Source organism: Mycetohabitans sp. B3 (genome assembly GCF_021498065.1).
Lineage (GTDB): Bacteria > Pseudomonadota > Gammaproteobacteria > Burkholderiales > Burkholderiaceae > Mycetohabitans.
The window spans coordinates 1-23,748 of record NZ_JAHLKN010000004.1 but is presented as its reverse complement, the minus strand read 5'-3'; the positions used below and the strand labels follow the sequence as shown (position 1 = coordinate 23,748).

At 62.3% G+C, this 23,748-nt stretch carries 17 protein-coding genes and 1 pseudogene; 2 read left to right on the top strand and 16 right to left on the bottom strand.

Annotated features, from left to right (window positions below; translation table 11 throughout):
• Positions 1-11: 11 nt before the first annotated feature.
• From KQH55_RS00835 to coq7, 13 genes are all read right to left on the bottom strand, one after another.
• Positions 12-953 carry a D-alanine--D-alanine ligase gene (locus tag KQH55_RS00835; RefSeq protein ID WP_076796913.1) on the bottom strand — a complete coding sequence of 314 codons (942 nt, stop codon included), beginning with the start codon at positions 951-953 and terminating at the stop codon, positions 12-14.
• 2 nt (positions 954-955) lie between these two features.
• Positions 956-2,347, bottom strand: coding sequence for a UDP-N-acetylmuramate--L-alanine ligase (murC, locus tag KQH55_RS00830; protein WP_076785508.1), 1,392 nt, complete (start codon positions 2,345-2,347; stop codon positions 956-958).
• Positions 2,344-3,474, bottom strand: a complete 1,131-nt coding sequence (murG, locus tag KQH55_RS00825; protein WP_235089999.1) for an undecaprenyldiphospho-muramoylpentapeptide beta-N-acetylglucosaminyltransferase — start codon at positions 3,472-3,474, stop codon at positions 2,344-2,346. The genes murC and murG overlap by 4 nt, the downstream gene beginning before the upstream one ends.
• Complete coding sequence (ftsW, locus tag KQH55_RS00820; protein ID WP_076796910.1) at positions 3,471-4,754, bottom strand: putative lipid II flippase FtsW; 1,284 nt, start codon at positions 4,752-4,754, stop codon at positions 3,471-3,473. Before ftsW ends, murG begins: the two co-directional genes overlap by 4 nt.
• Positions 4,751-6,268 (bottom strand): UDP-N-acetylmuramoyl-L-alanine--D-glutamate ligase, encoded by a 1,518-nt coding sequence (gene murD, locus KQH55_RS00815; protein WP_235089998.1) that lies wholly within the window; start codon positions 6,266-6,268, stop codon positions 4,751-4,753. The genes ftsW and murD overlap by 4 nt, the downstream gene beginning before the upstream one ends.
• A 23-nt stretch (positions 6,269-6,291) precedes the next feature.
• The gene (mraY, locus tag KQH55_RS00810; protein WP_076796908.1) at positions 6,292-7,461 is read right to left on the bottom strand and encodes a phospho-N-acetylmuramoyl-pentapeptide-transferase; all 1,170 of its coding nucleotides are present in this window, start codon (positions 7,459-7,461) and stop codon (positions 6,292-6,294) included.
• 11 nt (positions 7,462-7,472) lie between these two features.
• Complete coding sequence (murF, locus tag KQH55_RS00805) at positions 7,473-8,903, bottom strand: UDP-N-acetylmuramoyl-tripeptide--D-alanyl-D-alanine ligase (protein ID WP_235089997.1); 1,431 nt, start codon at positions 8,901-8,903, stop codon at positions 7,473-7,475.
• A complete protein-coding gene (locus KQH55_RS00800; RefSeq protein WP_235089996.1) occupies positions 8,900-10,432 on the bottom strand; it encodes a UDP-N-acetylmuramoyl-L-alanyl-D-glutamate--2,6-diaminopimelate ligase in 1,533 nt (510 codons plus the stop codon). Before KQH55_RS00800 ends, murF begins: the two co-directional genes overlap by 4 nt.
• Complete coding sequence (locus tag KQH55_RS00795) at positions 10,429-12,219, bottom strand: penicillin-binding protein 2 (RefSeq protein WP_235089995.1); 1,791 nt, start codon at positions 12,217-12,219, stop codon at positions 10,429-10,431. Before KQH55_RS00795 ends, KQH55_RS00800 begins: the two co-directional genes overlap by 4 nt.
• Positions 12,216-12,575 (bottom strand): cell division protein FtsL, encoded by a 360-nt coding sequence (gene ftsL / locus KQH55_RS00790; protein ID WP_076796904.1) that lies wholly within the window; start codon positions 12,573-12,575, stop codon positions 12,216-12,218. The genes KQH55_RS00795 and ftsL overlap by 4 nt, the downstream gene beginning before the upstream one ends.
• A complete protein-coding gene (gene rsmH / locus KQH55_RS00785) occupies positions 12,572-13,525 on the bottom strand; it encodes a 16S rRNA (cytosine(1402)-N(4))-methyltransferase RsmH (RefSeq protein WP_076796903.1) in 954 nt (317 codons plus the stop codon). The genes ftsL and rsmH overlap by 4 nt, the downstream gene beginning before the upstream one ends.
• A gap of 14 nt (positions 13,526-13,539) precedes the next feature.
• On the bottom strand, positions 13,540-13,968 hold the full coding sequence (gene mraZ / locus KQH55_RS00780) for a division/cell wall cluster transcriptional repressor MraZ (protein WP_076787457.1): 429 nt from the start codon (positions 13,966-13,968) through the stop codon (positions 13,540-13,542).
• Between the two features lie 572 nt (positions 13,969-14,540).
• Positions 14,541-15,170 carry a 2-polyprenyl-3-methyl-6-methoxy-1,4-benzoquinone monooxygenase gene (gene coq7, locus KQH55_RS00775; protein ID WP_076785518.1) on the bottom strand — a complete coding sequence of 210 codons (630 nt, stop codon included), beginning with the start codon at positions 15,168-15,170 and terminating at the stop codon, positions 14,541-14,543.
• Positions 15,171-15,544: 374 nt separating this feature from the next.
• Here coq7 and KQH55_RS00770 point away from each other — a divergent pair, with 374 nt between their 5' ends.
• Positions 15,545-16,729 (top strand): porin, encoded by a 1,185-nt coding sequence (locus KQH55_RS00770; RefSeq protein ID WP_076785519.1) that lies wholly within the window; start codon positions 15,545-15,547, stop codon positions 16,727-16,729.
• A gap of 169 nt (positions 16,730-16,898) precedes the next feature.
• Here the strand turns inward: KQH55_RS00770 and KQH55_RS00765 are convergent, their stop codons facing one another.
• From KQH55_RS00765 to KQH55_RS00755, 3 genes and pseudogenes are all read right to left on the bottom strand, one after another.
• Entirely contained in the window at positions 16,899-18,575 is a 1,677-nt protein-coding gene (locus tag KQH55_RS00765) for a long-chain fatty acid--CoA ligase (protein WP_076785520.1), read from the bottom strand.
• Positions 18,576-18,989: 414 nt separating this feature from the next.
• Positions 18,990-19,124: pseudogene (locus tag KQH55_RS00760) on the bottom strand (IS5/IS1182 family transposase); the annotation flags it as partial.
• Positions 19,125-19,241: 117 nt separating this feature from the next.
• Positions 19,242-19,751, bottom strand: a complete 510-nt coding sequence (locus tag KQH55_RS00755) for a YadA-like family protein (protein ID WP_235089994.1) — start codon at positions 19,749-19,751, stop codon at positions 19,242-19,244.
• Between the two features lie 3,787 nt (positions 19,752-23,538).
• Between KQH55_RS00755 and KQH55_RS00750 the strand changes: the two genes are divergently transcribed.
• Positions 23,539-23,748: hypothetical protein (locus KQH55_RS00750; protein ID WP_235089993.1), on the top strand; the 210-nt coding region annotated here is incomplete at its 3' end.

The following is a 23,748-nucleotide window of genomic DNA, read 5'->3' as shown; positions in this document are numbered from 1 at the left end:
GTAGCCGGGCGTCAATCCTTCAGCGTGAGCGCAAGCACGTTCACGAGCAGTTCACTGTACGAGATGCCGACCGCACGCGCCGCCTTCGGCGGCAATGAGTGATCGGTCATGCCGGGCGCAGTGTTGACCTCCAGGAAATACGGGTTGCCATCGCTGTCAAGCATGAAGTCGGCGCGCCCCCAGCCGACGCACGCGAGGACCTCGAATGCGCGACGCGCGAGCGCCGTCAGCCGCTGCTCGTCGGCATCGCTCAATCCGCACGGAATCAGGTACTGGGTATCGTCGGCGACGTATTTCGCGTGGTAATCATAGAACTCGCCAGCCGGCACGATCCGAATCAGCGGCAACGGCAGCGAGCCAGCGATGCACGCGGTGTATTCCCCCCCACCGTCGATGCTCTTCTCCACCAGCACGACCGGATCATGCTGCGCGGCCTGCGCCAGTGCATACGGCAGGTTGTCGGCCGCCTTGACCTTGATCACCGCGACGCTCGACCCTTCGGTGGCCGGCTTGACGAACAGCGGCAACCCGAGTTTCGCGACGATCTGCTGCGCTCGCGTGTCGTAGTCCTCGCCGCGTAGCACCGTGTCGAACGGCGGCGTCGGGATCCCGAGCTGCTGCCAGATCAATTTCGTGCGGAACTTGTCCATGCCCAGCGCCGAGCCCAGCACGCCCGGGCCAGTGTAGCGGATCCCGTAGAAATCGAGCGCGCCCTGGATCTGACCATTTTCACCATATCCGCCGTGCAACGCAATGAATGCGCGCACGAACCCTTCGTCCTTGAGCGCCGACAAGGGCCGCTCCTTCGGATCGAACAAGTGCGCGTCCACGCCGGCGTCACGCAGCCCCTGGCAGACCAGCGGGCCGGACACGAGCGACACGTCGCGCTCAGACGACTCGCCGCCATAGAGCACCGCCACCTTGCCAAACGCCTTGGGATCGATCGCGTCCATCATCACGCCCTTTGCTCCTGCGTAAGCCGCGCCGGCACACCGCCGATCGAGCCCGCCCCCATCGTCATCACGACGTCGCCGTCGGCGACCACCGCCGCCAGCGCGTCCGCAATCTCGTCGAGCGTGTTAACAAACACCGGTTCGACCCGGCCGGCCACGCGGATGGCGCGCGCCAGCGCGCGACCGTCCGCGGCCACGATCGGCGCCTCGCCGGCCGCGTAGACCTCGGTCAGCACCAGCGCGTCCACCGTCGAGAGCACTTTGACAAAGTCCTCGAAACAATCGCGCGTGCGCGTGTAGCGGTGTGGCTGGAACACGAGGACCAACCGCCGGTCCGGAAATGCACCGCGCGCCGCGGCAATCGTCGCGGCCATCTCGACCGGATGGTGACCATAATCGTCGATCAGCAAGTACGCGCCGCCGCGCGTGAGCGGCACTTCGCCATAACGCTGGAAACGCCGGCCCACGCCGTTGAATTCGGCGAGCGCCGACTGGATATCGGCATCGGCCACCTCCAGCTCAGTCGCGATCGCGATGGCCGCGAGCGCGTTCTGCACGTTGTGCGTGCCGGGTAGGTTCAGCACGATGTCCAACGGCGCCGCGTCGGCGCGATGGACGGTGAAATGCATCCGCCCGTTGCTGGCGCGCACCTGGGTCGCACGCACGTCCGCTTCCTGCGCGAACCCATAGCGGATGGTCGGCTTGGACACGAACGGCAAAATCTCGCGCACGTTCGGATCGTCCACGCACAGCACCGCGATACCGTAAAATGGCAGCCGATGTGTGAATTCGATGAACGCCTGCTTGAGCCGGGCGAAGTCATGACCATACGTATCCAGGTGATCGGCATCGATGTTCGTGATGACTTCGATCACCGGGAACAGGTTAAGGAACGATGCATCCGACTCGTCGGCCTCGGCAACGATAAAATCGCCCGTGCCCAACCGTGCGTTCGCGCCCGCGCTGATCAGCCGCCCCCCGATGACGAAAGTCGGATCCAGTCCACCGGCCGCCAGCAAGCTGGCCACGAGACTAGTCGTCGTGGTCTTGCCATGCGTGCCGGCAATCGCGATGCCTTGCTTGAGTCGCATCAGCTCCGCGAGCATGACGGCGCGCGGCACGATCGGAATATGCCTGCGGCGTGCCTCAAGCACCTCGGGGTTGTCGGTGCGCACCGCCGTAGAGATGACAACCGCATCCGCGCCGTCGATATGCCGTGCGTCGTGACCAAACTTGACGTGGGCGCCGAGCCTGCTCAACCGGTCGGTGACAGCTGAGCGATTCAGATCCGAGCCGCTGACCTGGTAACCCAGGTTGACGAGCACTTCGGCGATGCCGCTCATCCCGGCACCGCCGATCCCGACAAAGTGAATATGCTTGACGATATGTTTCATTGCTTTCCTTGCGCCCCATGCCGCGCATGGTGCGATGCGGCTGCCACATCGCGCGTGACGAGCGACGCGCACACTTGTGCGACGCGCTCGGCGGCATCGGGCATGGCTAGTTCGCGTGCACGGGCCGCGACTCGTGCGAGCGACGCGCGCGTCTGACCGCCAATCCAGTCCGCGAGTTTCTTCTCGGACAACTCATTTTGTTGCATGACGCTCGCCGCGTGATGCGCGACGAGAAATGCCGCGTTGCTCGTCTGATGGTCGTCGACAGCGAACGGGAACGGCACGAACAGCGCAGCCACGCCTACAGCGGCGATTTCCGATACCGTCATCGCGCCGGAGCGACAAATCACGAGGTCGGCCTCGGCATAGGCGCGCGCCATGTCGTCGATGAACGGAACCAGCTCGATGCCGTCGCCCTGCGCCAGGCCCGCGTCCGCGTAATGCGCACGCAACGCTTCGATATGCTTGGCGCCGGCCTGGTGCACCACGTGTGGACGCCGCGCCGGATCGAGCAACGCCAACGCGCACGGCACCGTTTTGTTGAGCGCCGCGGCGCCGAGGCTGCCGCCGACCACCAGCACGCGCAATGGACCGGTGCGCGCCGCGTACCGCGCCTGAGGCGGGGCCACCGCAGCCAGTTCCGCGCGGATCGGGTTACCGGTCCATTGCGCGCCGGGCAGCGCATCGGGAAAGGCAACCAGTACGCGGCGCGCGAGCCTGGCTAACAGTTTGTTGGCCAGGCCCGCAATCGAATTTTGCTCGTGCAGCACCAGTGGAATGCGCGCGAGCACAGCCGTCACGCCGGCCGGAAACGTGATGTAGCCTCCCATGCCGAGCACGACGTCGGGCCGCACGCGGCCAAGCACAGCACGACTTTGCAGACACGCGCGCAGCAGGTTCAGCGGCAAGCACAGCTTTGTGACAATGCCCTTGCCGCGCACGCCGCCAAAACGCACGAACTCGACCGCGATGTCGTACTTAGGCACCAGTGTCGCTTCCATGCCTTTCGGATTGCCAAGCCATACGACCCGCCAGCCCTGCGCCTGCATCCGCTGCGCGACCGCCAGTCCGGGAAACACATGACCGCCGGTGCCGCCCGCCATGACGAGCAACGTGCGTGCGCTCATACCTTGCCTCCGCGCATCAGCACCCGGTTCTCGTAATCGACGCGCATCAGCAGCGCCAGCGCCACGCAGTTGAGCAGGATGCCGGAGCCGCCGTAGCTGACTAGCGGCAGCGTTAACCCCTTGGTCGGCAACAGACCGAGGTTCACCCCCATGTTAATGAACGTCTGCGCGCCGACCCACAGGCCAATGCCTTTCGCGACCAATCCGGCGAACGTGCGATCCAGTGCGAGCGCCTGGCGGCCGATTTCGAACGCGCGCCGCACGATCCAATAAAACAGCAGAATCACAACGCCCACGCCAACAAAGCCAAGCTCCTCGCCGATCACCGCGAGAATGAAGTCGGTGTGCGCTTCAGGCAAATAGTTGAGCTTCTCGACGCTGCCGCCCAGGCCGACTCCAAACCACTCGCCGCGTCCGAATGCGATTAACGAATGGGTAAGCTGGTACGCCTTGCCTTGCGCATAGCGGTCGTCCCACGGATTCAGGTACGCAAAGATGCGCTCGCGACGCCACGGTGAGGCCCAGACCAGCATGCCAAACGTGCCAATGGCGGTCAGCGCCAGGCCGCCGAACAGCCGCCCGCTTACGCCGCCCAGGAACAACACGCCCATCGCGATCGCCGCGATCACCATGAACGCCCCCATGTCCGGCTCCAGCAGCAGCAGCGCGCCGACCACGCCGACTGCAAGCGCCATCGGCAAGAAGCCCTTCGCGAACTGGTGCATGTACTCTTGTTTGCGGACCGTATAGTTGGCCGCGTAAATCGTCACCGCCAGTTTCATGATTTCCGACGGCTGCATGTTTGTGATACCCAGTGGAATCCACCGGCGCGCGCCGTTCACGCCCTTGCCCAGGTACGGTATGAGTACGACCACCAGCAACAGCAACGCGACAAGGAAGAGACGCGGCGCGTACTTGTCCCAGGTCTTGACCGGAATGCGAAACGCCACCAGCGCGCCGAGCACACCGGTCACGAGCGACGCAACGTGCCGCACGAGAAAATGGTATGGCATATAGGCCGAGTACTTGGGCGAGTCAGGCAGCGCGATCGATGCCGAATACACCATCACGAGTCCGAGCGACAACAGCGCGATCGTTGCCCAGAGCAGCGAGTGGTCATAGTCGCGCATGCGCGAGCGCAACGGGCGGATGCCGCTGACCGCGCTGGCCAGCCCCACGCCGCGTGCCGGGGTGGCCGCACTGGCGGCGCCGATCCCGTCGCTGGGCACTGCGTAGCGGCGCCCAGCGAGCCTTGCTGCGATCCGCTGCACCCGGCTCATAGCATCCCTCCTTTGTCGGCCGCGATGTCCTCGACTTCGCTGCGGAACACCTGCGCACGCTGCGCATATCCGGAAAACATGTCCAGGCTCGCGCACGCGGGAGACAGCAGCACCGCATCCCCGGGCTGGGCGACGGCTGCCGCGGCACGCGTCGCCGCCTGCAGGCTCGAGTGCAGGGCCAGTTCGACACCGGTATCAGCCAGTGCCGCGCGCAGCGCAGGCGCGTCACGGCCGATCAACATCACAGCCCGGCACCAGCGCGCCACCGGCGCCGCAAGCGGCGCAAAATCCTGGCTCTTGCCGTCACCGCCGGCAATCAATACGATCCGCTGCGCGAGGCCATCGAGCGCGGCCACGGTCGCGCCAACGTTGGTACCCTTGCTGTCATCAACGTAGTCGACTCCGTCGATCGATCCAATCCACTCGACGCGATGCGGCTCGCCGCGGTACTCGCGCAAGCCGTGCAGCAACGCGGCGAGCGGCAGACCGATCGACTGGGCCAAGGCAAGCGCGGCCATCGCATTCGCCGCGTTATGCAAACCACGAATGCGCAGGGCATCGACAGGCATGAGCCGCTTGACCACGATATCGGGCGCGCAGCCGCCGCGCTTGCGACGGCGATTCGTCGCGCGTTGTTCGGATGCGTCGTTGCGCTCGTATGCCTGGACGAGCCACGCAATGCCTCCATCGCGTTGGATACCGTAGTCGCCATCGTTCTGCGGCACGTTAAGTCCAAAGGTCAAATACGGTGCAGTGGCATCGCCAGCCGGCACGAATGCCATCACGCGCGCATCGTCGCGGTTCAATACACGCAGCGTACGCAGCCCGAAGACCCGCCCCTTTGCGGCAGCGTAAGCGTCCATTCCGCCATGCCAGTCCAGATGGTCCTGCGTGATGTTGAGGATCACCGCCGCCTCGGGTTCGAACGTGTACGATGTCTCGAGTTGGAAGCTGGACAGCTCCAGTACCCAGACGTCAGGCAGCTTCGCCGCGTCGATGGCCTCGGCCAGCTTATCCAGCATGGCCGGACTGATGTTGCCGGCCACCGCAACGCTCCTACCAGCCCGCTCGCACAGCAGCGCGGTTAGCGCCGTGGTCGTCGTCTTGCCGTTCGTGCCGGTAATCGCCAGCACCTTGGGCTGGTAGCCGTCGTTGGCCAGTGCGCGCAACGCCTGCGCAAAGAACTCGAGTTCGCCCCACACTTCAATGCCGCGCTCGCGGGCCGCGTCGATCAGTGCAGCCAGTTCCGCGCCAAGCGGCGACAAACCGGGACTGATGGCCACCAACTCGATACCGTCATCGAGCAGCGTGGGACTGAACGCACCGCTGACGAATTCGGCGTCGATACCCAGCGCTGCCAATTGCGACAGGTTCGGCGGCGCGGCGCGGGTATCGGCCACGCGCAAGCGGCAACCGTGACGCGCGCACCAGCGCGCCATCGCCAGCCCCGATTCGCCGAGCCCCAGCACGAGCGTCGTCGGGCGTTGCCGTTCTCCGAACTTCTCACCGAACATCGTTTCGTTTCCTCGGTTTCCAGTTACCGTAATTTCAGCGTGGACAGACCAAACAAGCACAGCATCAACGTGATGATCCAAAAGCGGACGACCACCTGAGTCTCCTTCCATCCAGACAACTCAAAATGGTGATGCAACGGCGCCATCTTGAAGATGCGCCGGCCCTCGCCATAGCGACGCTTCGTGTAGCGGAACCACGTGACCTGCAACATCACCGAGACGGTCTCGGCGACGAACACGCCGCCCATGATGAACAGCACGATTTCCTGCCGCACGATCACTGCAATGGTGCCCAGCGCGCCACCGAGCGCGAGTGCGCCGACATCCCCCATGAATACCTGCGCGGGGTACGTGTTGTACCAAAGGAACGCGAGTCCCGCACCGCCCATCGCCGAGCAAAAGATGAGTAACTCGCCCGCGCCGGGAATATGCGGAAACAGCAGGTACTTCGAATAGACGGCGCTGCCCATCACATACGCGAACACGCCGAGCGCTGCCCCGACCAGCACGACCGGCATGATCACCAGTCCGTCCAGCCCGTCGGTCAAGTTCACCGCATTGCTCGAGCCAACGATCACGAAATAGGTCAACGCAATGAATCCCCAGACGCCGAGCGGATAGCTGATCGCTTTCAGGAACGGCAGGGCCAGATCGGCGCGCGCCGGCAAGCCGATTGAGAATCCGCTGCGCACCCACGCCATGAACAGATCGAACACGCGCGCGTTATTCGCCTCGGATACCGAGAACGCAAGATACACGGCGGCGAACAAGCCGATCACCGATTGCCAAAAGTACTTTTCGCGCGAGGACATGCCGCGCGGGTCCTTGTAGACGACCTTACGATAATCGTCGACCCAGCCGATCACACCGAAGCCAAAAGTGACTAGCATCACAATCCAGATGAAGCGATTGGTCAGGTCGCTCCACAACAGCGTCGACACGGCAATGCCAATCAGGATCAGCACACCGCCCATCGTCGGCGTGCCGGACTTGATTAAATGCGTCTGCGGTCCATCCTTGCGCACGGCCTGGCCCATCTTCAGCGCGGAGAGCTTGTGAATCACCGCAGGGCCGCAGACGAGTCCGATCAACAGCGCGGTGATGGTCGCCATCACCGCGCGAAACGTCAGATAGTTGATCACACGCAAATAGCTTGCATCGCTTTGCAGCCATTGCGCTAGCGCCAATAGCATTCGAGGTCCTTTCAATGCGCGCCGGTCTTAGCCGGCGCATCGGTTGCAGTGGGAAGGGTCAGAGCCTGGACCACGCGCTCCATGCGCATGAAACGCGAACCCTTAATCAGGATCGTCGCACCGGCGGCGCGCTCCGATGCGACGGCATCCTGGCGGAGCAGCGCGGAAACGAGTGCCTCGGCTGAATCGAAATGATGAGCGCGCGGGCCGAACGCGGTGCACGCAGCGCGACTCGCGTCACCGAGCGCGTACAGTGCATCGAGCCCGCGTTCGCGCGCATAGGCGCCGACTTCGCGATGAAACGCGGGGCCGTTGTCACCGACTTCTCCCATGTCGCCTATCACCAGCACGCGCGGCGCTGCACGCATGGCCAGGACGTCGATCGCCGCGCGCATCGAATCCGGATTGGCATTATAGGTATCGTCGATGACCGTCGCGCCGGCCCATGGCGTCGCTTGGGCGAGCTTGGCCTGCAGCCGTCCATTGACCGGCTCGAAGGCCTCGAGCCCGCGCCGTATCGCATCCAGTCCGACGCCGGCGGCAAGCGCGGCCGCGGTGGCAGCGAGCGCATTGCGCGCATTGTGCTCGCCGAGCGCGCGCAACGATACCTCGAGCGCGCCGGCGCGGGTCTCAATTCGCAATGCGCCGGTGTCCGCAATCGTACCCTGAACCGCCGCATCGCTATGGGCACCGGGCCGGCACAGCGCGAAGTCCACGATCGGGTTGCCGGTGGCCGCCACCCGCCAGATGCCGGCATACGGATCGTCGGCGGGGAACACCGCCGTGCCGTCCGGCGGCAGCGCATGGATCACGCTCGCGTGCTCCAGCGCTACGGCCTCGACCGTCGCCATGAACTCTTGATGCTCGCGCTGGGCATTGTTCACCAGCGCGATCGTGGGTCCGGCAATCCGGGCGAGTTGTTGCGTTTCGCCGGGATGGTTGATGCCAAGCTCGACGACCGCGAGCCGATGCTGCGGCGCGAGCCGCAACAACGTGAGCGGCACGCCGATGTCGTTGTTCAGGTTGCCTTGCGTCGCGAGCCGCTGCGCTTGACCGACGGCGGCAGCAAAAATCGACGCGATCATTTCTTTGACCGTGGTCTTGCCGTTGCTGCCGGTCACCGCAACCAGCGGCAACGCAAACCTGCGACGCCAGCCGGCCGCAAGCGCGCCGAGCGCGGCCCGTGTGTCGGTCACACGGATCGCCGGCACACGCCAGTCGCCGGGGCTACGCGACACCAATACGGCGGCCACGCCGCGCCGCGCAAGCTCCGGCAGAAAATCGTGCGCGTCGAAACGCTCGCCTTTGAGCGCGACAAACAGACTTGCCGGCCCGCAACTGCGACTGTCGGTTGAGACTTGATCGAAAGCGACCGTATCGTCGCCCAATACCGTGGCGCCGTCGATTAGTGCAGCCGCCTCGCGCAGCGTCAACCTCGTCATTGGGCTTCTCCGCGAGGTTGCGTGGCGCGCGACGCGAGCGCGAGGCGTGCATGATCCTGATCCGAAAACGGCCGCTTCTTGCCCATCACTTCCTGTGTTGCCTCATGCCCCTTGCCGGCGATCAGCACGACGTCAGCAGCGGCCGCGCCACGCACCGCCTGCAGTAACGCGCCGGCGCGATCTTCGATGGTGCGCGCGCGTGCCGGCTCGCGCATCGCACCGACGATCTGGCCGATGATGGCCAGCGGCGGCTCGCTACGCGGGTTGTCACTCGTCACGATGACGCTGTCGGCAAGCCGCTCGGCAATCGCCCCCATCAGCGGCCGCTTGGTTGCATCGCGCTCGCCCCCACAGCCGAACACGCAGACAAGCTTGCCGCCCCGCTGCGTGGCGATCGGCCGCAGTGCGTCGAGCGCCTTTTCCAAGGCATCCGGCGTATGTGCGTAATCGACGACCACCAGCGGCTCGTCCATTTGCAGCCGCCCGCCGAGCTGTTGCATCCGGCCGTTGACCGGTTCCAGCCGCGTGATTTGCGACAGCGCCGTATCGAATGGCACGTCGGCGGCCAGTAGCACGCCGAGGACGGCGAGCAGATTGGCGACATTGAACATGCCGAGCGTGCTCACCTCGAGTTCGGCGTGCCCCCAGTCGGATACCACCGTGAAGGCGGTGCCGGTGGCGGTCGCGCGGATCGCCATTGCATGCAGCGAAGCGTCGCCGCGCGGCCTGGTCGAGGCGATGCCGTACGAGATCGTGCGCACCCGTGTGGCCAAATGCCCGATCAGCCGGCGCCCGGCCTCGTCGTCCCGATTGATGACCGCCGCGCGCAAGCCCGGCCAGTCGAACAGCCGCGCCTTGGCGGCCTCGTACGACGCGAGGTCCTTATGATAGTCGAGATGGTCCTGCGTCAGATTAGTGAACACCGCAATGTCGAACGCGACGCCATTCACGCGCCCTTGGTGCAGTGCATGCGAGGACACTTCCATCGATACTGCGCTTGCGCCGTGCGCACGCAGCGCCGCAAGGCTGCGGTGCACCTGCGGCGCGTCGGGGGTCGTGAACCCGGTGTGCGAAAGCTGCCCCGGCAGTCCGGTGCCCAACGTGCCGACGATCGCGCAACGGGTGCCGCTGCCGCTCAGCGCGCCCGCGACCCAGTGACTGGTGGTGGTCTTGCCATTGGTGCCCGTAATGCCGACCATCAGCATGTCGCGACTGGGCTCGCCATACCACGCGCTAGCAATGTGGCCCGCAAGCTGATCGAGTTCAGGAACCTCAAGCACCGGTCCACCAGCCGGAGACTCGCCGCCGGCCTGGACCAGCACGGCCGCCGCGCCGCGCTGCAATGCATCGGCAATATACGGACGACTGTCTGCGCCGTCCACTGCATACGAGACGAACGCATCGCCAGCGCGCACTGCGCGACTGTCCGCCTGCAATTGCGCATGCGGCGCAAGCCGGGTGCGCAACCACGCGAGCACATCGGCCCGCGCGCGCTCGATTTGTTCGGGCGTCAGTGGCGGGCGGCTCATCGTACGGTCCTTTGCGTCGCGCTCACATTGATGATTGGCTTAGCGTCGTTGCTGACCACGAGCTGCTTGACCGGCATGTCGGGCGGCACATTCAGCGAGCGCAGCGTGTCGCCGGCAATCGCCGAGAAGACCGGACCGGAGACTTGTCCGCCGAAGTGACTGCCAGCGGTCGGCTCATCGACCGATACTGCCACTACGATGCGCGGATTCGGCATCGGCGCCATGCCGACGAACGACGCCCGATATTTACCGCGATCGTAGCCGCGTCCCACGTGCTTGTATGCAGTGCCGCTCTTGCCGCCGACGCGGTATCCCGGCACCGCCGCATCGGGCGATGTGCCGCCCGGCCGCGTGACGGTCTCCAGCATCGCGCGAACCTGCCGCGCCGTGGTGGCCGAGAACACCTGCGCGCCTTGCGGCTCGTCGCCGTTGTTGCCCCTGACCAGCGTGAGCGGCATGATGCGGCCGTCATGCGCGATCGCGGTATAGGCCCGGCCGAGCTGAAACAGCGACGCGGACAAACCGTAGCCATACGACATCGTCGCCTGCTCGATGCGACGCCAGCTCTTCCAAGGGCGCAACCGTCCAGCTGCCGCGCCGGGAAAGCCGACCTTCGGCGCCTGGCCCAGTCCGATGCTCGTATACATATTCCACATTTCCTCGGGCCGCAATTGCATCGCGATCTTTGTCGCGCCGATGTTGCTGGACTTCTGAATGACACCGCCAACGGTCAACACGCCAAAGCCGGCGTCGTCCGTGATCGTCGCGCCATCCAATGTGAAGCGGCCCCCGCCGGTATCGACTAACGTCGTCGGCGATACGCGGTGCAAATCTAGTGCGAGCGACACAGTAAACGGCTTCATGATCGAGCCGGGCTCAAACACGTCGGTCAGCACACGATTGCGCAACTGTTCGCCGGTCATGTGCGAGCGGTCATTCGGGTTGTATGTCGGATAATTGACCAGCGCGAGTACCTCGCCCGTCTTCACGTCGATGACGATCGCCGCGCCGGCCTTCGCCTTGAACCGATCTACCGCCGCCTTCAGGTTAGCGTACGCGATGTACTGGATCTTGCTGTCCAGTGACAACTCGACGTCCTGCCCATTGCGCGGCTTGACCAACTCGTCGACGTCTTCGACGATGCGCCCGATCCGGTCTTTAATCACGCGGCGGCTGCCCGGCACGCCGGCCAACTCCTTCTGGTCCGCCAGCTCGATGCCTTCCTGCCCCTCGTCCTCGACGTTGGTGAAGCCGATCATATGTGCAGTGATCTCGCCTTCTGGATAAAAGCGCTTGTATTCAGCACGTGCGTAGATGCCGGGGATGTCTAGTGAGGCGACCTTCTGCGCAACGTCTAATGGCACTTGCCGCTTCACGTAGACGAATGTCTTGTCCTGCGACAACTTTGCGCGCAATTCTTTCTCACCCATCGACAACAGCTGCGAGAGCTTCGTCAGCTTATCGGCGCCCAGATCGTCGGGCACCGATTCGGGAATGGCCCAGATCGCGCGCACCGGCAAGCTGGTGGCCAACACTAGCCCGTTGCGGTCCAGGATCTTGCCGCGCGTGGCCGGCAACTCGATGGTGCGTTGGTAGCGGCTTTCACCCTGCTTTTGATAAAACGCGTTGCCCGGTCCCTGGATCCAGAATGCACGCGCCGCCAGTACGACGAACGCGACGAACAGCAGAAACACGACAAGCTTGGAGCGCCACATCGGCAAGGGCACCGACAGCACCGGACTCGATGAGAACGGTACATGACGACGATGATGGGCCGAGCGCTTCATCGAGTCACTCCCGCCGTGGTGCTCGGCGACGCGGAGCCAGATGCCCCACCACCTACGTCGCTGGCCGGCGGCGTATCGGCCGGCACGCTCGCCGGGTCAACGCTCACATACTGGGTACGACCCGGCACCACCGGCTGCATTTTCAGGTCGGCGGTGGCGATACGCTCGATGCGCGAAGTCTTTGACAATGCGCTTTGCTGGTATTGCAACTGCGCATAGTCCAACTGCAGCTGATGCTCTTGCGACTGGGCGCGCTGAAGATCGATAAATACCTCGCGCTGCCGGTTCGTCGCGTTGACGACCGACAGCGCGCAGCCCAACACAACGATGAGCAGGACAATATTGAGCCGGCTCATGCCAACACCCGCTCAGCGATGCGCATCACAGCGGAGCGGGCACGCGGGTTGGCCGCCACTTCCGCCTCGCCAGCAAAGACACGCCCAAGAATGCGCAACGGCGGACTGGGCAAGTCCGCCGCGCGAATCGGCAGGCGCCGGTCCATGGCCGGCGCGCGCGCGCGCGATTGAAGGAATCGCTTGACGATGCGGTCCTCTAGCGAATGAAAGCTGATGACCACCAACCGGCCCCCCTGCTCCAACGACTCCAATGCAGTCTCAAGAACTACCGGCAGCTCCGCAAGCTCTTGATTGATGTGAATCCGTATAGCTTGAAAGGTGCGAGTGGCCGGGTCCTGGCCCTTCTCGCGGGTCTTGACGGCACGCGCCACGATCTCGGCAAGCTCGCGTGTGCGCACGAGAGGCCCGAGACGCCCGGATTCCGCCCGGCGAGCAACAATCGCCTTTGCAATCTGAACAGCAAACCGTTCTTCCCCATAATCCCGTATCACCCCTATCAATTCCCGCTCGTCTACATGCGCGAGCCATTGTGCGGCGGACTCGCCGCGCGTCGGATCCATGCGCATGTCCAGTGGACCATCGTGGCGAAAGCTGAAACCTCGCGCCGGATCATCGATTTGCGGCGACGACACGCCCAGATCCAGCAATACGCCCGACACGCGCACACCGCCGCGCGCCGCCAGCACGTCGCGTAGTTGCGCGAAGCTGCCATGCACGACATCCAGCCGTGGATCGGCGATTCGGCGTGCCACCTCGATCGCCTGCGGGTCTTTGTCGAACGCAATCAACCGCGCGGCAGGCGCAAGCCGCGCGAGCACCGCGCGACTGTGGCCGCCCCGGCCGAATGTGCCATCGACATAGATCCCATCGGCGCGCGTGACCAGCGCATCGACCGCTTCTTCCAGCAGCACCGTGCGATGCTGTCCCGGCTTTTCTATTGCGGACGCCATCCGATGCTCCGCAATCAGAAAGTAAAGTTCTTTAGTGCGTCGGGCATACCTTGCGCCATCGCGGCCTGCTCCTTCGCAGCATACGTTTGCGCATCCCACAACTCGAAGTGGCTACCCATGCCGAGCAGCATCACCTCACGCTCCAGGTTCGCAGCGGCGCGCAACTCAGGCGAGACGAGCACCCGGCCCGCAGAATCCATATCGACGTCCGATGCATTACCGAGGAAGATCCGTCGCCACCAGTGCGCATCCATCGGCAACGCGGCAATCTTGTTCCGGAACACTTCCCATTCAGGCCATGGAAATAGCAACAGGCAGCCATCGGGGTGCTTGGTGATCGTTACCCGGCCCTCTGCCTGTCCTAACAGCGCTTCCCGATAACGCGACGGCACCGACATCCGGCCCTTCGCATCGAGCGTTAGCGCCGACGCCCCCTGGAACACGTCCCATCTCCCTGTCACCGACATGCGCAGCGCATGCCACCCGGACCCACCTCATCGCACAAGTCGCGCAGATAACACACAAAACTACACTTTTTCACACTGGGCCCCACTTTAGAGGAACGCCCGGCAGGGGTCAAGGGCGCAACTGCGGTTTTGCACGCGAATTCATTCGATAGAACAAAGACTTAGCGCAACCCGTTAAAGCGGGTTCCATAAAGATTTTTCAACTAAATGAAGGGATTGCCTGCGCTTTTAAAAGTAGTACGTGAGAATTCGGCACTTTTTTCACTGCGTCGCGGGGTTCGCGGGCCGGCAAAAGGTCATTTTTGCGCAACAATAGCAGCGCCACGCCGGATCGGGCGAGTTGACCCGGTAACCCGTAGGACCAACGCGATCGGCGTTGCGAGCTACCGGCCGTGTCATCACGCTCGACGTCACGGCACCCGGCCATGTCGACGCGATCAGATCGCCGGCAGTCGCACCGTGTCAACGCAATCGGCATTGGGAAGTCGCCCGCCTGCGGCCGGTCCCACGCCCGCTAGGTCCGGGCGGCGCATGCGATAGCGCTAGAGCTAGATATAGTACGCAGTACGGGTCATCACACGCGCGGCCACGCGCATCAGTGCGGTCACCGGGGCGGGAAGCTCCACACCACCAGCGTCCGACGCAGCACGCGCATGTGTAATCTCGTCTGTGCGCATCTGCATGACGATCGCACGTGACGCATGGTCGAGCGCCGGCAGCCGGTCCAGATGGCCATCCAGGTGCTGCTCGACCTGGCGCTCCGTTTCAGCCATGAAGCCAAGGCTGACGCGATCGCCGAACCGGCCGGCGACAAAGCCGATGGCAAGCGAGCCAGCGTACCACAACGGATTGAGCAAGCTCGGCCGCGAGTTTAGTTCGCGCAACCGATGTGCGGTCCACGCCAGGTGGTCCTCCTCCTCGCGCGCAGCCCGCTCGAACGCTTGCTTCAGCCGCTCGGAGTGGGTCGCCAGCTTCTGCGCCTGATAAAGCGCCTGCGCGCATACTTCACCGACATGGTTCACTCGCATCAGCGCCGCCGCATGACTTTGCTCGGCCACCGTCATTTCACTGTCGTCGGCCACCACGTCGGGCTGCGGCACCGGCCGGCTCATTTTGGCCACCCCTGTGATCGAGCGCAAGCCACGGTCAAACTCCCCGATCAACTCGTCGAGCAACATTTCAATACTCCTTCATCCATACGTCACTATCACTGGACGCGGCACCGGGTACCCCTTGCGCGCGCCCGCGCCCGGCAACCGTCGCGTAACGGATAGCGCCGGGCTAACTTAATCGATTCCGCCATCACACCCACGCTCATAAACCATTGACATTGAAGCGATTCTTTGCAGTCATGGCCGATCAGGATAGCTACTGGCTGGCTGTTGCGTAAAAGTGACACAAGGCGCCCCAAGCACGGACAAAAACCGTCTTTTTCTTGGTCGATATGAACCCTTTTGCTACATTAAGCTCTAGCTTCTCGCGAAGTTGCAAAGCAAGGAAATTATCACACTGACTTTGCCTATCAGTCAGACAATCTCTGGAGATCATTTTGATGAAAAAGTCGCTTCTCGCTCTCGCGGCATTGGGCGCTTTCTCAGGTGTTGCCCATGCGCAAAGCAGCGTGACGCTGTACGGTATCATTGACGAAGGCCTGAATTACACGAGCAACAGCGGCGGCCACACGCTATGGAACCTGTCCAGCGGCGTGATGCAAGGCAGCCGTTGGGGCCTGCGTGGCACCGAAGACCTAGGCGGTGGCTTGAAGGCGATCTTCACGTTGGAAAACGGTTTTGACGTCAACACCGGCAAGCTCGGTCAAGGCGGCCTCGAATTCGGCCGTCAAGCGTTCGTCGGTTTGTCGTCGAGCAGCTTCGGTACGGTCACGCTGGGTCGTCAATACGACTCCGTGGTCGACTACGTCGGCCCACTGGAAGCCGGTGACCAATGGGGTGGCTACATTGCCGCTCACCCGGGCGACCTGGACAACTTCAACAACACCTATCGCATCAACAACTCGATCAAGTACACGAGCCCAAACTTCGCAGGCTTGACCTTCGGTGGCTTGTACAGCTTAGGCGGCGTGGCTGGCGACTTCTCGCGCAACCAAGCGTTCTCGCTGGGCGCCGGCTACACGAACGGCCCGTTGGTGTTGGGTGTCGGCTACTTGAACGTGCGTAACCCGAACGTCAGTTTCTTTGGCAACAGCACGTCGGGCACGATCAACGCTGGCGTGTCGAACGTGACCTCATCGGTCTACGGCGGCTACGGCTCGGCCCACACGTATCAAGTGATCGGTGCGGGCGGCGCGTACACGTTCGGCCCGGCAACGGTCGGCATCACGTACTCGAACACGAAGTTCTACAAGCTGGGCAGCACGTACGCATCGGCTTTCGCTGGCAGCACTGCGACGTTCAACAACGCCGAAATCAACTTTAAGTACCAGTTGACCCCGGCGTTGGTGCTCGGCGCAGCGTATGACTTCACGAAGGGCAGCTCGATCAACGGCCAGTCTCCTGCGAAGTACCACCAAGGCGCGCTGGGCGCGGACTACTTCCTGTCCAAGCGTACTGACGTCTACCTGATCGGTGTCTACCAGCACGCGTCAGGCAACACGGTGTCGACTTCGTCGAGCGGCGTAGACTCGGTGGCTGCGGCCACCGCCAATATCATGGGCCTGTCGCCGTCGACGACGAACAACCAAGCCACGGTTCGCGTCGGCATCCGCCACAAATTCTAATAACACGCTTTAAAACGGTTTTAACCTTTAAAGGCGCCTTCGGGTGCCTTTTTTAATGCGCTGCCACGCTGATACACGGCAGGTTCGACGTCGCAGCTAGCTCAGCGTCGGGGCCAGTTCAATGTCTCGGCGCACTCGCCGTCCCAGCAAACTTAATGTCAGAGCAGGCTTAGTGTCGAGGCGCGTCGCGCAGCTCGCGCCGCAGGATCTTGCCAACGTTTGTCTTCGGCAGTTCAGCCCTGAACTCGACCGCTTTCGGACGCTTATAGCCAGCTAGGCGCTCCCTACAGAACTCGATAACAGCCTGCTCGGTGAGCGCTGGGTCTTTTTTCACGATGAACAGCTTCACCACCTCGCCGGAATGCGGGTCCGTCACGCCCACCGCGGCGACTTCATAGACGCCCGGCATCTGCGCGACCACGTCCTCGACCTCGTTCGGATAGACATTGAAGCCCGACACCAGGATCATGTCCTTCTTGCGGTCGACGATTTTCACGTAACCACGTTCATCGATCACGCCGACGTCGCCGGACTTGAAGAAACCATCCGCCGTCATCACGCTGGCCGTCTCACCCGGGCGGTTCCAGTAGCCGGCCATGACCTGCGGGCCGCGAATGCAGATCTCGCCGGGCTGCCCCAGCGGCAACTCGTTGCCTTCGTCGTCACGGATCGACACTTCGGTGGACGGCAACGGCAAGCCGATCGTGCCTGTGTACTCGGTCGAGGTCGCCGGGTTGCACGTCACGCAAGGTGACGTCTCGGACAAACCATAGCCTTCGACGATCGGCGCACCGGTCATTTCGTACCACCGCTTCGCCACCGCCTCCTGCACGGCCATCCCTCCCGCGTTAGCTACCACCAGTTTCGAAAAGTCCAGCTTGCCGAAGTCTGGATGATTGAGCAGCACGTTGTACAGTGTATTGACTGCGGGGAACATACTGACCGCGTACCCCTTCAGCTGCTTGATCGTACCGGCAATATCGCGCGGGTTTGGAATCAATACCGCAAGCCCGCCGGTACGAATCGTCAGCAGTGCGCAGACGGTCAACGCATAAATGTGATACAGCGGAAGCGCGATCACCGTAGTCAATTGCGTGAGTTCTGCATGCGCGCTGCGCGCCGGATTAAGCCAGACTTCCGATTGCAGTACGTTCGCAACGATGTTCCGATGTAGCAGCGTCGCCCCCTTCGCGATACCCGTCGTGCCTCCGGTATATTGCAGGAAGGCGACATCATCCGGTCCTTGCTGCACGGGGCGAAACGTGCCTCGCTTGCCCTGCGCGAGCGCATCGTTGAAGCGCACCGAGCCCGGCAGCGACCAGGCCGGCACCATCTTTTTCACATGCCGCACGACCCAATTGACCAGGCAGCCCTTCACGCCCATCAGGTCGCCCATCGCTGCCACAATAACGTGGTTGACATCGGTGTTGGGCACGACCGCCTGCAGCGTCGTCGCAAAATTCTCGAGTAGGATGATTGCCTGTGCGCCACTGTCGCGCAGCTGGTGTTCAAGCTCGCGCGGCGTGTATAGCGGATTGACGTTGACCATGACATATCCGGCCCGCAACACGGCAGCAATTGCAACGGGATACTGCAGTACGTTTGGCATCATCACTGCGACGCGAGCGCCCTGAGTCAGACCCTTGCATTGCAAATAGGCGGCCAATGCCCGCGACAGCCGGTCCAGTTCCCCATAGGTCAACACCTGCCCCATGCAGGCAAACGCTGGCCGCTCAGCAAATTTGCCAAAGCTCTCCTCGAGCAGCAGCGTCACCGACGCATAGATCGACGGATCGATATCCGCTGGCACGCCGGCGGGATACGATTTAAGCCAGATGCGTTCCATGCGGCACCTCCTCCGATTGATTTCGAATGATCGTGCTAAAAATGGCATGCTAGCCGCAACGGCGTTCTCGGACAATCGCTTTAGATGGTCTCCTCGGCCGGCATTGCCCCTTTCAGCCGGCATTAAACGTGCAGTCGGTGTTGGCCGTGCAGGAAGCATTGATTGTTCAAGCGGCTTCGAACTGGACCAGGCAGTCGTAGAGCGCCTGCACCGCGGCCCGAGCCGGTCAATCGCTGGCGGGTCACTCGTTGACGTTGCGGCCATCCGGGGCCAGTTTCCTCTACCGTATCGACAAGCCAACCGCCCCTTGATCGCGTGCGCGATCCGTGACCGTGACTCGCTCAGTCATCGCGCCACGGTCGTCGAAGATGCACGCCATTATGCCGTTTGCGATGCCTCGTGCAGCGGATTTCAGATGCCTGCTTGCTGCCAATCGCGCAGCCGACGCCGATGACTCATGCCCGAGCCGCCCCCCGTTTTCTGCGCAAGCATTTCCCAGGCAATGCCAATATGCGACACGAACAGAATGCCGGTCAACACGGCGTGATTGTCGAGCAGCTTTCGATGGCGTAGCGCGCCCAGCACGAATACCGAATATCGCCTTACATCCGATTCTGCAACGTCAGTGCCGCATTGCAGAATGCGTGAACTGCTAAGGAGGACCTATCACCATTGGAATCCTCCTGACGCAACGGCCCCCAAATAACCGCGACCGTTCGCGTTTGCGGCGAGCTTGAAAACCCAGCGATTATTCGGCGTGACGTGCGATATGCCAAGCGCAGCGCCATACTGGCCGCGGTATGTTGCACCCGCAAACGCCGCCAGACTCTTCCCGGGTAACGTCGGTTGTGGCAATCCCGCCACCGCCATTGCCGCTGCAATGCCTGCTGACGCGTCACGATCGACACGCGCAACGGCTTCGTCTAACTGAGCTTTGTTGACTGCATCGGTCGGTTCAGTGCCGCGTGCGACATGCGTGATCTTGCGCTCCTGGCCAGGCGTGCCGACTGATACGCGGGTTTCGTCGACACTAATACCGAGTTGCTCGGTCATGACCGACGGCAACTCTGCCGCGATCGCCTCGCGCAACCACCCATGAAGCACGTCTTGTTCGGGAGCGGCGTCACGTGACGTAGCGGCTGCCGTACTTGGGCTGGGCCATGTCAAGGACGTCATTTTTGTCGGCTCAGAGTTTGGAGGTTGATCGGCCTGCACACTATTCGAAACACTTGAGGAATTGCTGGCGACCGGTTCAGGGATATTCTCGCCTACTTGAGACTGCTTTTCATTATCCGTCTTCGCCATTACAGCGGCTTGACTGACAGAAATCGGATCTGCACCGGCATCGCTCATCGTTGACGTGCTGCTTCGAGGCAAAGCCGGGCGTTCCGCCAGCACCTGCCCAACCGCCATCTCCCTTGACGGGGCTGGGCCGCTTTGCCATATACCGCCCTCCAAGCCTGCTGCATCCAAACCGTCCGATCTGCGTCGGTCTTCACTGCTGGATCGTAACCGCTTCGCCACCTGGGGCTGCTGATGCAGCAACACTGCCGATTTGGATCTTCCCCTGTTGCCCGGCGCAGCATCTCGCACCTTCTCAGCCGCTGTCTGCTGCACGGCAAGGGACGAACTGGCCTCCGGGTTCTGGGCCAAGGGCTGAGTGCGGGGCTCGTCAGCGGACTGTGTTGACCTACTGCCGATACTGGCACCGGCATCGCTCATCGTTGACATGCTGCTTCGGCGCGAGGCCGAGTGTACCGACGTTGTGGCGATCGCATCTTGGCCGGCTGGCTGCGCCTGCTGCGACAACTCTGCCGAGTCAGATCCACCCCTGTTGCCTGGTGCAACGCCTTGCACCTTGTCAGCTGCTGTCAAGGCAGGGGACAAACTGGCCTCCAGAGCCTGAAGTTGAGTGCGGGGCTCGTCAGCGGACCTACTATCGATACTGGCACCGGCATCGCTCATTGTTGACGTGCTGCTTCGGCGCGAGGCCGAGTGTGCCAACGTTGTGGCGCTCGCATCATGGCCGGCTGGCTGCGTCTGCTGCAGCGACTCTGCCCCGTCAGATCCGCCACTATTGCCCGGTGCAACGTCTCGCACCTTCTCAGCCGCTGTCTGCTGCGCAGCAAAGGACAAACTGGCCTCCGGGGTCTGGGCTAGAAGCTGAGTGCGGATCTCGTCAGCGGACTGTGTTGGCTTACTGTCGACGCGGGCACCGGCATCACTCATCGTTGACGCGCTGCTTCGAGGCAAGGCCGGGTGTTCCGCCAGCACCTGCCCAACCTCCATCTCCCTTGACGAGGCTGGGCCGCTTTGCCATATACCGTCCTCCAAGCCTGCTGCATCCAGGCCGTCCGATCTGCGTCGGTCTTCACTGCTGGATCGTAACCGCTTCGCCACCTGGGGCTGCTGATGCAGCAACACTGCCGATTTGGATCTTCCCCTGCTGCCCAGCGCAGCATCTCGCACCTTTTCAGCCGCTGTCTGCTGCACGGCAAGGGACGAATTGGTCTGCGGAGTCTGGACCAAGGGCTGAGTGCGGGACTCGTCAGCGGACTGTGTTGGCTTACTGTCGACACGGGCACCGGCATCGCTCATCATTGACGCGCTGCTTCGAGGCAAAGCCGGGTGCTCCGCCAGCACCTGCTCAACCCCCATCTCCCTTGACGGGGCTGGGCCGCTTTGCCATATACCGCCCTCCAAGCCTGCTGCATCCAAACCGTCCGATCTGCGTCGGTCTTCACTGCTGGATCGTAACCGCTTCGCCACCTGGGGCTGCTGATGCAGCAACACTGCCGATTTGGATCTTCCCCTGTTGCCCGGCGCAGCATCTCGCACCTTCTCAGCCACTGTCTGCTGCGCGGCAAGGGACGAACTGGCCTCCGGGGTCTGGGCCAAGGGCTGAGTGCGGGTCTCGCCAGCGGACTGTGTTGGCTTACTGTCGACACGGGCACCGGCATCGCTCATCGTTGATGCGCTGCTTCGGTGCGAGGCCGGGTGTGCTGCCGACATTGTGGCGCTCGCATCATGGCCGGCTGGCTGCACCTGCTGCGGCAACTCTGCCGAGTCAGATCCACCCCTGTTATCTGGTGCAACGCCTTGCACCTTGTCAGCTGCTGTCAAGGCAGGGGATAAACTGGCCTCTGAGGTCTGAGTTTTTGCCGGCTCAGAGTTTGGATATTGATCGGCCTGCCCACTATTCGAAACACTTGAGGAATTGCTGACAACCGGTTCAGGGATGTTCTCGCCTACTTGAGACTGCTTTTCATTATCCGTCTTCACCATTACAGCGGCTCGACTGACAGAAGCCGGATCTGCACCGGCATCGCTCATCGTTGACGTGCTGCTTCGAGGCAAGGCCGGGTGTTCCGCCGGCACCTGCCCAACCCCCATCTCCCTTGACGGGGCTGGGCCGCTTTGCCATCCATCGTCATCCCTGCCCACAATATACGGTTCCACAGGCTCATACGGAGCCAACGCCCTCTGTCCTTTGCTTCCACTCTCAAAGGCGGAACTATTCTTTCCGAGAATTGGAGTATGCGTATTGCCACTTGCATCACGCAACACAGCAACCTTGTTAGCTACGATGTTAACGTCTGTGCCGGAAATAGTGATCGGCGGCACATTGGTAAACGACGATTGAGACCAGGCCAATTCGTGCGCCCCTACCTGTTGCGCGCCATCCGGATTCCCGTCGTCAGACGTGTCCACAGGAACGAACAACGGCGTATCAGCTTGCAAACGGCGTTGTTCCAACCCGGGCGCTAATACTGGTAGCGACCGAGACCGCTGGCGTACCCGGTTAGCTCCTTGCATGCTAGATAACGGCGCATGACTGTCGTCGGCATGGTCCTTTCCCGTATGCGATGGGTGCAGCCCTCCCCCGTCGATTTGATTAGCTGCGTCCTTCTGCGGGCTACTGGGCTTTACATTGTCATTTTGTAGGTCCATGGCCGATAGCGGTTCATTTTTCGGTCGCTTCCTTTTCGCCAAACGGCCTGTCTCCCTTGGCGAAGACTCACTGGGCAAACTTATTGGGACCGACTGAGACCTCTCGCGCCGTCGTTTTTCTCTTTGTACGCCAACATCCGTTGGTGTTCCAGCCGTCACGTTCAGTCGCTGTTTCAACTCCCATCCCGGAGTCAGCTTATCTTGCGTATCCGAACCGAGCGTGGATGGCTTCATCCCCCTTGACGGAGCTGGGCCGCTTTGCCATCCATCGTCATCCCTGCCCACAATATACGGTTCCACAGGCTCATACGGAGCCAACGCCCTCTGTCCTTTGCTTCCACTCTCAAAGGCGGAACTATTCTTTCCGAGAATTGGAGTATGCGTATTGCCACTTGCATCACGCAACACAGCAACCTTGTTAGCTACGATGTTAACGTCTGTGCCGGAAATAGTGATCGGCGGCACATTGGTAAACGACGATTGAGACCAGGCCAATTCGTGCGCCCCTACCTGTTGCGCGCCATCCGGATTCCCGTCGTCAGACGTGTCCACAGGAACGAACAACGGCGTATCAGCTTGCAAACGGCGTTGTTCCAACCCGGGCGCTAATACTGGTAGCGACCGAGACCGCTGGCGTACCCGGTTAGCTCCTTGCATGCTAGATAACGGCGCATGACTGTCGTCGGCATGGTCCTTTCCCGTATGCGATGGGTGCAGCCCTCCCCCGTCGATTTGATTAGCTGCGTCCTTCTGCGGGCTACTGGGCTTTACATTGTCATTTTGTAGGTCCATGGCCGATAGCAGTTCATTTGTCGGTCGCTTCCTTTTCGCCAAACGGTCTGCCTCCCTCGGCGAAGACTCACTGGGCAAACTTATTGGGACCGACTGAGACCTCTCGCGCCGTCGTTTTTCTCTTTGTACGCCAACATCCGTTGGTGTTCCAGCCGTCACGTTCAGTCGCTGTTTCAACTCCCATCCCGGAGTCAGCTTATCTTGCGTATCCGAACCAAGCGTGGACGGCTTCATCCCTAATCGCGATGCCCGCACCTTCGGTTGGCTCACCCCTTCATCGTACGAGACGATTTCGTCCATCGGTGCGTCTTGCAGATCGGCTGGCTTCACATCCCAACGCGATGGTTTTTTCTGTCCCTTCGGCTGGCTCAACCGCTCATCGTACGAAGCGGTTTCGTCCATCGGTGCGTCTTGCAGACCGGCCGGCTTC